Source organism: Fusibacter fontis (assembly GCF_055378735.1).
This window is the reverse complement of sequence record NZ_AP042445.1, coordinates 1,321,552-1,333,657: the sequence shown is the minus strand read 5'-3', so window position 1 is coordinate 1,333,657 and position 12,106 is coordinate 1,321,552. Positions and strand designations below refer to the sequence as shown.

Genomic DNA, 12,106 nt, shown 5'->3' with positions numbered 1-12,106 from the left:
CAGGTAAAAACATGATATTAAATAATTTTCTCCCAATTAACGGGGAAGAAATGAAACAATTAGGTTGGGATGGCGTCGATTTTGTCCTCGTGTCCGGTGATGCGTATGTGGATCATCCGAGTTTTGGCCCCGTCGTAATCGCAAGAACGCTTTTAGATGCAGGATTTAAGGTGGGAATTATTCCGCAGCCAGATTGGAATGACCCTGAAAGTATCGCCTTATTTGGAAAGCCGAGACTTGGGTTCCTTGTCTCTGCAGGTAATATGGATTCAATGGTAAACCACTATTATGTTTCTCGAAAAAAGAGACAGTCGGATAGCTTTTCTCCAGGTGGCGAAATGGGACATAGACCTGATCGTGCAACGATTGTCTATACGAATCTCATCCGTAGAAAGTATAAAAAAGATCCCATTATAATCGGCGGAATAGAAGCGTCACTTAGACGTTTCGCCCACTATGATTATTGGGATGATTCTGTAAGAAGATCCATTTTATTTGATAGTGGCGCAGATTTACTGGTTTATGGAATGGGTGAAAATCAAATCGTGGAGATTGCAGAATATCTGAACAATGGTATTGAAATTCAGTATATTCAGCACATACCAGGTACATGTTATTTAACAGAGTCATTAGACTCTTTACCGAAATATATCGAGATTGATTCGTATGAAACAGTTAGTACAGATAAAACGGCTTATGCAAGAAGCTTTAAACAAATTTATGATGAACAAGATCCTGTACGGGGAAAGATCATCGTGCAAAAACACAATGATCGTTATCTAGTACAAAACATTCCAACGATGCCACTGGAACGAGATCGACTTGATTGGACTTTTAATCTTGGTTATCAAAGAGACATTCATCCAAGCTATATTGCAAAGGGTGGCATACCGGCGATACAAGAAGTAAAACTTAGCATTATCAGTGAACGGGGTTGTTTTGGAAACTGTTCATTTTGTGCATTAGCATTTCATCAAGGTAGAATTGTAAGCTCGCGCTCCCATGAATCTATACTTGAAGAGGCAAAAGAAATCACAAGGGATAAGGATTTTAAAGGCTATATTCACGACGTAGGCGGCCCCACTGCGAATTTTAGACATCCAGCTTGTGACAATCAGCTAAAACATGGCGCGTGTAAACATAAACAATGTCTATATCCAAAACCTTGTGACAAGCTCAACGTAGACCATACAGATTACTTGGAATTGCTTCACAAATTAAGAGGACTCGACAATGTTAAAAAAGTCTTTATTAGAAGTGGTATCCGTTACGATTATCTAATGGCAGATCCATCAAAAGAATTTTTCGTTGAGTTGTGTGAGCATCATGTGAGCGGACAATTAAAAGTTGCCCCTGAGCACATTGATGAAACGGTTCTGGACTACATGGGAAAACCGAGCGGGAAGCTTTACAGCCAATTTGTGAAGGCGTTTGATGATATCAATCATTCGCTTGGAAAAGATCAGTACATTATTCCCTATTTAATGAGTTCGCATCCAGGTAGTACGATAAAATCTGCAATTCGCTTGGCTGAATACTTACGCGATATCAATTATACACCTGAGCAGGTCCAAGACTTTTATCCGACACCAGGCACTTTAAGTACGTGTATGTACCATACGGGGCTAGATCCTAGAACGATGAAACCCGTATATGTGCCTAAAACTTCACATGAAAAGGCGATGCAGCGCGCATTACTCCAATATAAAAACCCTAAAAATTACGAACTCGTCTATGAAGCATTGGTGCTGGACAATCGTTTGGATTTGATCGGGACACATGATAAAGCACTTATACGACCTCGAAAAGAAGAGGGGAAAAAAGTCTCTTATTCGAAGACTTCGAGTAGCCAAAAGACAAAAAAAAGACGCTAGTCTAGTATAATGTAAAACATAAAATTTATAAAAGGGGATAAGCTATGAAAAATGTTGTTATGATTGACGGTCAAAGTCTCACAATTGACTTGGTGATGGATGTTGCCAGATTTGGACACAAAGTAGAATTAGCTGAAGAAGCAAGACAAAAAGTTGTTAAAGCTAGAAAGTTTGTCGATGAAATTGTAGATGCAAAAAAAGTCGTTTATGGAATCACGACAGGATTTGGCAAGTTCTCCGACGTAGTTATCTCAAAAGAAGAAACAAAAGATTTGCAAAGAAATCTCATTATCAGTCATAGCTGTGGCGTTGGAAATCCACTATCAGAGGAGATTTCTCGTGCCATTATGCTATTAAGAGTAAATAATCTTGCGAAAGGACATAGCGGTGTTCAAACGCAGACAATTGATACTTTAATTCGCATGCTTAATGAAGGCGTTAGTCCGATTATTCCTGAAAAAGGTTCATTGGGCGCGAGTGGTGATTTAGCGCCTCTTTCTCATATGGTACTCGTTATGTTGGGACTTGGCGAAGCAACGTATAAAGGCGAGCGTCTTAGTGGCGCTGAAGCCATGGAGCGCGCTGGAATTCCTACGATTGAATTAACTTCAAAAGAAGGCTTGGCACTGATTAATGGCACTCAAGTCATGACGGCTGTTGGAACTGTCGTTGCTTATGAAGCGATTCAACTTCTCAAATTAAGCGATATTTCTGCTGCCTTAACGGTTGAAGCGCTTAAAGGCATTACAGATGCATATGATCCTAGACTCCATCAAGTGAGACCACATCAGGGTCAAATTGAGACAGCTGAAAATATGCTTCGTATACTTGCAGATAGTAAGTTGACAACGCGTCAAGGTGAAATCAGAGTGCAAGACGCATATACACTTCGCTGTATTCCTCAAATTCACGGCGCTTCAAAAGACGCAGTTAAATATGTAGTAGATAAAATCAACATTGAAATCAATGCAGTGACAGATAATCCGATTTTATTTCCAGAAGATGAAGTGGTCTTCTCAGGTGGAAATTTCCACGGGCAACCAATGGCACTTCCTTTTGACTTCCTAGGAATTGCACTTTCTGAAGTTGCTAACGTATCTGAAAGAAGAATTGAAAGACTTGTCAATCCTCAATTAAGTGGATTGCCAGCATTCTTAACGCCACATGGTGGTTTGCATTCAGGATTTATGATTGCACAATATGCAGCAGCAGCTCTCGTATCTGAAAATAAAGTATTGGCACATCCTGCAAGCGTGGACTCGATTCCATCTTCTGCAAATCAAGAAGATCATGTAAGTATGGGAACTATCGCAGCAAGAAAAGCGAGAGATATTTTATTTAACGCGCAAAATGTCATTGCGATTGAACTTTTAAGTGCTGCCCAAGCAGTTGATTTTTCTGATTCGACTAAACTTGGAAAGGGTACAAAAGTAGCATATGAAATTATTCGTTCTCAGGTAGCAAAAATAGAGGAAGACCGAGTAATGAATATAGATTTTAACAAAATCTATGATATAATTAAAACAAATCAAATTGTAAATGAAGTTGAAAAAGTACTTGGAACTTTGAAAGCCTAGTTGATTAAAGGCTCACTGGTTTCGTGCTTTTCAAGTATTAGAAAGGTGATATTTTGATAGGACAAGATAAACTCGATAGAATTAATGAATTGGCAGCAAAAGCCAAGCGAGAAGGTTTAACTGAAAGCGAACAAAGTGAGCAAAAGGTATTAAGAGCAGAATATCTGAAAGCTTTTAGAAGCAATTTTAAAAGACAGTTAGATAATATTGATATCGTCTATAAAGACTAGCAGGAGGCATGTATGGCGGAAAAACAGTATATCATTTTTAGGTTAAACAATGAGAAGTTTGCAGCTAATATCAATCAAATTGCATCGATCAGTGAGTATGCTTCTATTACCGCATTACCAGACGCGCCTGCTTATGTAGATGGTCTTTTAAATCTAAGGGGTGACATTATCCCGGTGATTAACTTAAAGAAACGATTTAATTTAGAAGAACAACGCATGAATCAAAAGCGCATCTTGATTTCACAAAGTCAAGGTCGACATATTGGTTTCTTGGTAGATGATGCTTCACAGTCAATGTCTGTGGACGTTGCCAATGTTCTTCCTGCACCGATGATTGCGATTAAACGCGATAACGATTATATTTCAGAAGTGTGTATCCACAAAGATGAATTGATAATTGTTGTGGATTTAGAGCGTGTTTTATCATCAGATGAAGTGGATAAGCTGACTGGATTTTAAAGTTATTTGCAGTATAGTGTCGTAATATTATGTTGTTATAGTCATTTAAACCCTGCCTAGATAGGTCTGGAGTTTCAAAAAAGCCCACGTTATTTTTATGCGTGGGCTTTTATGATATAATTATCAATAGACCGTATTACAGGAGTATTGTGTGAAAAACTATGTAAATATCTCGCACCTCGATGACGTCATTGGCAAGACAGTTAAGGCAATTGAAGATGGAAAAAAGGAAATCTTTGAGATTTCAGAAAAAACCAGACATGATTATATCTCTTATGAGCAAGAGTTGTTGGGGATTAAGGCGAAACTGACCATACTCATCAACGAAGTGGATAAACTCGAGATACGTTCAAAAATGGCGCGAAATATGATTAAGACGATTAGTGATCACTTTGACGAATTTAACGAGGCGGATATTAAAGAAGCTTATGAGCTTTCTCAATCTGTTCTGCTTTTGTTATCCGCTAAGAGACAAGAAGAAAAAGAACTGATTGAACGCAGAAATGAACTTGAAAGACTGATGCGCAACAGCGTAGAAGTGCTTAAAAAATCTGAAATTCTCGAAACAAAAGTCAGTGTTGCGTTGGAGTATTTAACCAGTGGCATCTTTGAAGAAATTGAAGACATTAAACAGAAAAAAGAGTTGAGTATTAAAATTATTGAAGCACAAGAAAATGAGAAAAAACGCATCTCTAGAGACATACACGACGGACCGGCACAGTCTCTTGCCAATATCATTTTTAAAGCGGAATATGCTTCTAAAATTATTGATTCATCTCCTGTTAAAGCAAGACGCGAGATTTCAGAACTACAAGAAGATGTTAGAAATACATTAAAAGATATTCGGCGAATTATCTACGATTTAATGCCCATGTCCCTTGATGATTTGGGACTTGTCCCGACGATTAAGAAACTGATATCCAACACAATGGAGACATCGTCTATCCATGTGGATTTAGACGTGACGCAAACGTCTGTGATTTCAGATCAGCTGATTAATTTGATGCTGTTCAGGGTCATTCAGGAGGCATTTAACAATATTTTAAAGCACGCACAGTGTAAACGCGTAAAAGTCGCCATTCATATCAGTGATATTGAAGTCAATGTGTCCATCTCTGATAATGGAATAGGATTTGATGTTGATAAAACTGTTGAAAATCCATTGGGATATGGACTTTACAATATGAAAGAACGCATTGAAATTATTAATGGATCACTTGAAGTAACATCAGAACTTCACAAAGGAACGACCATTCGCATCAAAATTCCGAACAACTAGCTGGAGGAGAACATGAAAAAGATAAAAGTTGTAATAGTGGATGATCACGCTTTAATTAGAGAGGGCATAAAGAAACTGCTTGAGCTAGAGGATACACTTGAAATGGTTGGACTTGCAGGGGATGGATATGAGGCGTTACGCGTGATTTCTGAAACACGTCCCGACGTCGTACTTTTGGACATTAATATGCCAAGTATGAATGGAATTGATTGCTTAAAGCACATCAAAAAAGAATTTCCAGATATTAAAGTGATTATGCTCACAATTCACGAAGATGCAGAGTATTTAATTGAGACGATTAATATCGGCGCTGAAGGTTATGTTTTAAAGGATGCAGAAGTTTCCTCGCTGATTAAAGCGATTAACAACGTCGTTAATGGTGAAGTCTATATTCACCCAACACTCTCGGGAATTCTTGTAAGAGAGTATAAAAAGAAAGATCGAAATTCAGATGAATACTCTGAGAATGAACTGACTAAACGTGAATATGAAGTCATCCGATTAATTTCTAAAGGATATAATAATAAAGAAATCGCAATAGAATTGTTTATTAGCGAGAAAACCGTGAAGAATCACGTCTCCAATATCTTCAAGAAAATCAAGGTCACAGACCGAACACAAGCAGCATTATATGCAATAAAAAACAATATTACAAAAATTTAATTTTCTTGAAGGTAAGCAGATATTTCGATATCCTATGTATTAGAAAGATATAAATTTTTTTATATCGCTTTGATTAACTTATGGAAGTTTGACGAGGGGGCACTTATGAAAAAGTCTACGAATTATGAAGATTTATCAAAATCATTATCTCATAGCTTTAAAAATGCTTGGGAAGCATTGAGTGAAGCTGAAGTTAAGACATGCTTTGAATTCAACGAAAACTATAAAAAGTTTCTTGACGCTGGTAAAACAGAGAGAGAAAGTGCACGTGAAATTTTAAGACAAGCTGAAGCAAATGGATACAAAAATATCGATTTATTTATTTCTGGAAAAGAAAAAATTAAAAAAGGTTCAAAAATCTACGCAATGAACAGAGATAAGTCAATTGTTCTATTTGTCGTAGGTGAAAAACCAATCAAAGAGGGATTAAACATCGTAGGCGCACATATCGACGTACCAAGAATTGACCTCAAACCATTCCCAATTTATGAAGACAGTGATATGGTGTTCTTAAAAACACATTATTACGGTGGCATCAAAAAATATCAATGGGTAGCAACACCACTTGCTTTACATGGTGTGGTATTCAATAAAAATAATGAACGCATCGAAGTGATTATTGGTGAAGATGAGTCAGACCCAATCTTTGCAATTACTGATTTATTGCCGCACTTAGCGAAAGATCAAGCATCAAAATCACTCGCAGAAGGAATTGATGGCGAAACACTCAACGTGTTAGTTGGAAATATGCCTTATGGTGATGACAAAACAAAAGATAAAGTTAAATTACACGTTCTTAAAATTCTCAATGACAAATATGGCATTACAGAAGAAGATTTCCTCTCAGCTGAGTTCGAAATTGTGCCAGCGGGCAAAGCAAAAGATCTTGGTTTTGATAGAAGCATGATTTCAGCTTATGGCCATGACGATAGAGTTTGTAGCTATGCTGGACTTGCAGCGATGTTTGAACTTAAAAACCTCAAGACAACAGCTTGTGGTATGTTTATGGATAAAGAAGAAGTTGGAAGCCAAGGCAATACTGGTTCTCAATCGAGATTCTTTGAAAATATCGTAGCGGAACTTATCGCATTACAAGAAAAAGACTACAATGATATTTATTTAAGACGTTGTATCTCAAATACTCAAGTTTTATCAGGTGACGTAGGTGCTGCTTACGATCCAAACTTTGCTGGTGCATATGAAAAGAAAAACTCGGCTCATGTCAGCAAAGGGGTTCAACTTGTGAAATACACTGGCGCTAGAGGAAAAGGCGGCTGTAACGATGCCAATGCTGAATTCTTAGGCGAAGTCAGAAAAATGTTTAATGACAATGATATCGTATGGCAAATTGGCGAACTTGGAAAAGTGGATCAAGGCGGCGGCGGTACAATCGCATACATCTTAGCAAATTCAAATGCTGAAGTCGTTGATTGTGGCGTTCCAGTATTGAGCATGCATGCACCATATGAAATTGTCAGCAAAGTAGACGTTTATATGACGTATAAAGCGTACAAAGTATTCCTAAACAGATAAGAATACAGCATCAACACAGCCGACACAATTTGTTTACATCCTGTTCAATAGATTGGTTGGAACTTGTGATAGTTATATTGTATAATAGAATATATTAAATGTGAAAGTGAGCATTATCTTAACGATAAATGCTCATTTTTTTTAAGGAGGCCATTTAAAATGGAAAAAAAGATTTTTGTTATTGATGATGATGAGAATATTAGAGAATTAATCACACTTTATTTGACAAAAGAAGGTTACTCCGTAGAACAATTTGAAAGTGGTGAAAAAGGTCTAGAAGGATTTAAAACAACGACTCCCGACCTTGTTTTACTTGACATAATGATGCCGGGCATGGATGGGTACGATACGTTAAAAGCGATTCGAAAACTAGGACAAGTACCCGTGATCATGGTGACAGCGAAAGATGAAACATTTGATAAAGTATTGGGATTAGAATTAGGTGCAGATGACTATATCGTAAAACCGTTTGATCCTAAAGAGCTTACTGCGCGTGTAAAAGCAGTTGTAAGAAGATTTCAAAATGCAGATAAAGTGGAGCAAGATGGCATCATCAATGTTCCAAATTTGACCATTAATATGTCGGATTATAACGTGGTTTATTTCGGAGACGTATTAGAATTGCCACCTAAAGAGATTGAACTTCTCAATTACCTTGTAAGTCACCCAAATCGCGTGTTTACACGGGAACAACTTCTCGACCATATCTGGGGATACGATTTCTTTGGTGAAACGAGAACCGTAGACGTTCATATTAAACGATTAAGAGAAAAATTTGAAAAACCTGATAACGGCTGGGAAATTAAAACCGTTTGGGGGGTTGGATACAAATTTAAGCTCGATTAGAGGTGAAAAATGAAGACGATTTTTCACAAATTTGCGTTTTTGTACATTATGATTTTTTTAGTAGCATTTATCTTGATTATCATCGGTGTACGAACCGTATTAGATTATTACTTTGTGACGCATGAAAACGAATTGATCGTTAAACGGGTATCGAACTATGAAGAACTCGTAAACAATACCTACGTCAACTCGTTGAGCCTCAACATTTTGCAGGAGCAACTCTTGTTACTGGATGGATATACCGGTGCAAATATTTGGCTTTTCCAAGAAGATGGCGCTATTTATACAACAGATACAGAACGTAATTTTTTAGATGTCAAAAAATATCCACAATTGGCTCAGGATTTAAAGCAAGTTTTTGACGGAGAAACGACGACTCGCGAGATTGAATTGAACGATATCAACATGTTGCAAGTCGGTTATCCTTTTCATGTGGGCAAAAATATCTATGCGATGTTTATCAATGTGCCCATGCCTGAAATAGAAGATACCATCTCAAAAGTATCTGTCATTATTTTCGTATCATTATCGATTTCAGGTGTGCTTGCCGTTATTTTGATTTTCTTAATCACGCGACGAATGGGCTATGAAATCAATATTATCAACGAATCTGCTAAGTTTATCTCAAAAGGAAATTTTGAGAAAAAAATAATTATTAATAGAAAAGATGAACTCGGAGAGTTGGCGGAAAGTTTTAACATCATGGCGGATGAATTGAATCGTCAAGAAAATACAAAACGGATGTTTATTTCAAGTTTATCTCACGATTTAAGAACACCTCTGACGACTATTAAAGGCTATACTCAGGGAATTCTTGATGGAACAATTGATACAGATAAGCAAGATCGTTATCTTAACATCGTATTAAACGAAAGTGATCGACTTATCAAGATGATTAATGACTTATTAGACTTATCCAAAATGGAAAGTGGCGCATTGGTACTCAATAAAACAGATTTTGATATCAATGAAATGCTGGTCAATGTCCTTGATAATTTTGAACATAAAATTGTCGATAAACGCATTAAACTGACCATTGACTTGATGAAAGATAAAATCCTTGCACATGGGGATTATACAGCGATTCATCGCGTCATCTATAATCTACTTGATAACGCCACAAAATTCGTCGACGAGGATGGCTCTATTAGCATACGTTCAGAGTTGAGAGGCGATAAACTTTATATTGGAATTAGTAATAGTGGTCGCGTTCTCAATGAAAAAGAACTGGGTCAGATTTGGGATCGATTTACGAAACTGGATAAATCACGAGGACTTGAGAAAAAATCTTCTGGTCTTGGACTTTCCATTGTAAAGGAAATTATCAAAGCGCATAATGAAAAAATTGATGTATTTTCAAACGAAGATATTGGCGTTGCATTTATCTTTACATTGTCGACGCAGATATTTAAGTAGAGTATGTCATTTGAAAATCGTAAGCATATAGTCAATGATATAAGTGATCATAGTCATATAAAGAGGTAGCAGTCTTATATAAGATAGCAGCATATAAAAGATAGCTGCATATAAAAGATAGCAGTCAATATAGAATGATTATAGGAATGGATATGGAAGATAAATTTTACATGAAATTAAAATTTAATTTTGTTTTTGTTCAAAAAATGTTAAAAAATTTGCCTTATTGTTAGTAAAGGAGGTGTGTAAAATTGTTGAAAGCGAATAATGGTTCAAAACATAGATTGGCATTGGATCAACTGTTTTACGATGTCATGGAGGAGAAAGTCAGCTGTACGATCAAAAAAGGCGAAAATGTCATCAATACCTTTGATGTTGATGTACGAGAAAATGAGACGCGCTTCATCGTTGAAGCAGATTTGCCTGGCTTTACCATTGATAACATCACGATCGTATATGAAGATAGTTATCTGAGTATCATCGCACAAAAACAGGATCATAGCCAAGGGCAAGAAGACGATTATGATTTTATACGCCGCGAGCGAAAATTTGGGATGTTTAGACGCACTTTTTTAGCGAAAGACGTTGATAAAGAAAATATACGAGCGACGTTAAAAAATGGCATTCTAAAAATTGAACTCCCAAAATCAACGCATACGATGTTATAAAGATAAGGCGAGGTGTTAGTTTTATGGATGAAAGTAAATGGAATCAAGAAGATGAAAAAGAAGATGAATTAAAAAGTGAAACTACATTGGAACATGATACGAGAGTGGAAAATGAACTCCATTCAGAAGTCGAAGAAATTTCTGAGAATGGAGTTGATCGTGCTGAGTACGAATCTGCTAGGATAAAAACTGAGGGTTATGAATCAGTAGACCAGAGCACTCAATATACTTCAGCGCCAGAATCGGAACGACCATCAAATGATATTCGGATTGAACATGTGCATTCAGAAGCGGTTGTGCCTGTCGTTAAGTCGAAAAAGAAATTTTTAGGTAAGGCACTTGCGTTTGTTTTAGCAGCTGCTTTAGTAGGTGGCACCACATACACAATCGGATATTACCAAGGTAAAATTCATATTGAAGACGATTTGATTAACGATCGCGTTGAAGCTTTAATTCAAAGTAATTACGACGCAGAAATTTATAACTCAGTGAAAGATTATATCGAAACATCTGGAATCAGCGCAGCTCAAACAGATGCAGATGTGAAAGAAATTTATAAAAATGTAAGTAGTTCAGTTGTAGGCATCACTAGTAAAACATACGTGTACGATTGGTTTAACAATAAAACAGAATCTCCTGTTAGTGGGTCTGGTGTGATCATAGATCAAACAGCAGATGAATTCTACATTGTAACTAATTATCACGTTGTGGAAAATTCAGAAGATGTCGTTGTTGAAATCGCTAAGGACAAAGTCATCAATGCTAAAATAAAAGGTGTCGATGAAGTGACGGATTTGGCAATCCTCGAAGTGAAAAAATCCGATATAGGCGATGAACTTCTCAAACAGATTAAGCCTATTGTAATTGGAAAATCTGAAGAAGTGGCAATCGGTGAGATGGCCATCGCTATAGGAAATCCATTAGGATACAACGATTCGATTACAAAAGGTATTATCAGTGCAGTGGAGCGTCAAGTCAATGAAGAAGATGATGTGATGTACATTCAGACAGATGCGGCTATCAATCCTGGTAACTCAGGTGGTGCACTAGTGAATGGCAAAGGTGAACTCATCGGAATCAACACTGTTAAAATTGCTGAAACAACGGTTGAAGGTATGGGTTTTGCGATTCCATCGGATACGATGACGGCTATTGCAAAAGATTTGATCAAAGATGGCTTTGTATCAAGACCATTTATAGGGATCGGTGGAGCGGATGTGGATGAAAATACTGCAAAACTCTACAATATTCCAATGGGTGTCCTCGTTAAATACGTCTATGAAGATTCACCGGCTGAAGAAGGTGGACTTAAGGTAATGGATTTAATCGTTGGCATCAATGATGAAAATGTTTATAATATGGATGATTTGATGGAAATCGTATCAAAATATAAGCCGGGTGATGAGATTACATTGAAAGTGATTCGAGACGAAGATGAAAAACTTGAAATCAAAGTCACACTTGGAAATCGTGGAAAAATGCAATAAGACTCAATAAGATACAATAAAACTAGGATAAACCACAATAAAATTTAATAAATGTGATTAAAGGCAGCTGAGTA

At 36.9% G+C, this 12,106-nt stretch carries 11 protein-coding genes; all 11 read left to right on the top strand.

Annotation, left to right across the window (positions count from 1 at the left end):
* The first annotated feature begins 11 nt into the window (after positions 1-11).
* The 11 genes from ACZ41W_RS06010 to ACZ41W_RS05960 all read left to right on the top strand — a co-directional run bounded on the left by ACZ41W_RS06010 (position 12) and on the right by ACZ41W_RS05960 (position 12,032).
* Entirely contained in the window at positions 12-1,874 is a 1,863-nt protein-coding gene (locus ACZ41W_RS06010; protein ID WP_464313982.1) for a YgiQ family radical SAM protein, read from the top strand.
* A gap of 44 nt (positions 1,875-1,918) precedes the next feature.
* Positions 1,919-3,451: a histidine ammonia-lyase gene (gene hutH, locus ACZ41W_RS06005; RefSeq protein WP_464313981.1), complete on the top strand. Its 1,533-nt coding sequence runs from the start codon at positions 1,919-1,921 to the stop codon at positions 3,449-3,451.
* A gap of 53 nt (positions 3,452-3,504) precedes the next feature.
* Complete coding sequence (locus ACZ41W_RS06000) at positions 3,505-3,681, top strand: DUF896 domain-containing protein (RefSeq protein WP_464313980.1); 177 nt, start codon at positions 3,505-3,507, stop codon at positions 3,679-3,681.
* 12 nt (positions 3,682-3,693) lie between these two features.
* The gene (locus ACZ41W_RS05995) at positions 3,694-4,140 is read left to right on the top strand and encodes a chemotaxis protein CheW (protein ID WP_464313979.1); all 447 of its coding nucleotides are present in this window, start codon (positions 3,694-3,696) and stop codon (positions 4,138-4,140) included.
* A 151-nt stretch (positions 4,141-4,291) separates the two neighbouring features.
* On the top strand, positions 4,292-5,419 hold the full coding sequence (locus ACZ41W_RS05990; protein WP_464313978.1) for a sensor histidine kinase: 1,128 nt from the start codon (positions 4,292-4,294) through the stop codon (positions 5,417-5,419).
* A 12-nt stretch (positions 5,420-5,431) separates the two neighbouring features.
* The gene (locus tag ACZ41W_RS05985) at positions 5,432-6,082 is read left to right on the top strand and encodes a response regulator (protein ID WP_464313977.1); all 651 of its coding nucleotides are present in this window, start codon (positions 5,432-5,434) and stop codon (positions 6,080-6,082) included.
* A 105-nt stretch (positions 6,083-6,187) separates the two neighbouring features.
* Complete coding sequence (locus tag ACZ41W_RS05980) at positions 6,188-7,615, top strand: aminopeptidase (protein WP_464313976.1); 1,428 nt, start codon at positions 6,188-6,190, stop codon at positions 7,613-7,615.
* 159 nt (positions 7,616-7,774) lie between these two features.
* Complete coding sequence (locus tag ACZ41W_RS05975) at positions 7,775-8,461, top strand: response regulator transcription factor (RefSeq protein WP_464313975.1); 687 nt, start codon at positions 7,775-7,777, stop codon at positions 8,459-8,461.
* A gap of 9 nt (positions 8,462-8,470) precedes the next feature.
* Complete coding sequence (locus ACZ41W_RS05970; RefSeq protein ID WP_464313974.1) at positions 8,471-9,877, top strand: sensor histidine kinase; 1,407 nt, start codon at positions 8,471-8,473, stop codon at positions 9,875-9,877.
* A gap of 251 nt (positions 9,878-10,128) precedes the next feature.
* Positions 10,129-10,545: an Hsp20/alpha crystallin family protein gene (locus ACZ41W_RS05965; protein ID WP_464313973.1), complete on the top strand. Its 417-nt coding sequence runs from the start codon at positions 10,129-10,131 to the stop codon at positions 10,543-10,545.
* Positions 10,546-10,568: 23 nt separating this feature from the next.
* Positions 10,569-12,032 (top strand): S1C family serine protease, encoded by a 1,464-nt coding sequence (locus tag ACZ41W_RS05960; RefSeq protein ID WP_464313972.1) that lies wholly within the window; start codon positions 10,569-10,571, stop codon positions 12,030-12,032.
* Positions 12,033-12,106 lie beyond the last annotated feature (74 nt).

Excerpts from the sequence above, each read along its gene's own strand:
- ACZ41W_RS06010 (WP_464313982.1), top strand. The coding sequence starts at position 12 with ATGATATTAAATAATTTTCTCCCAATTAACGGGGAAGAAATGAAACAA.
- hutH (WP_464313981.1), top strand. The coding sequence starts at position 1,919 with ATGAAAAATGTTGTTATGATTGACGGTCAAAGTCTCACAATTGACTTG.
- ACZ41W_RS05995 (WP_464313979.1), top strand. The coding sequence starts at position 3,694 with ATGGCGGAAAAACAGTATATCATTTTTAGGTTAAACAATGAGAAGTTT.
- ACZ41W_RS05985 (WP_464313977.1), top strand. The coding sequence starts at position 5,432 with ATGAAAAAGATAAAAGTTGTAATAGTGGATGATCACGCTTTAATTAGA.
- ACZ41W_RS05980 (WP_464313976.1), top strand. The coding sequence starts at position 6,188 with ATGAAAAAGTCTACGAATTATGAAGATTTATCAAAATCATTATCTCAT.
- ACZ41W_RS05975 (WP_464313975.1), top strand. The coding sequence starts at position 7,775 with ATGGAAAAAAAGATTTTTGTTATTGATGATGATGAGAATATTAGAGAA.
- ACZ41W_RS05970 (WP_464313974.1), top strand. The coding sequence starts at position 8,471 with ATGAAGACGATTTTTCACAAATTTGCGTTTTTGTACATTATGATTTTT.
- ACZ41W_RS05960 (WP_464313972.1), top strand. The coding sequence starts at position 10,569 with ATGGATGAAAGTAAATGGAATCAAGAAGATGAAAAAGAAGATGAATTA.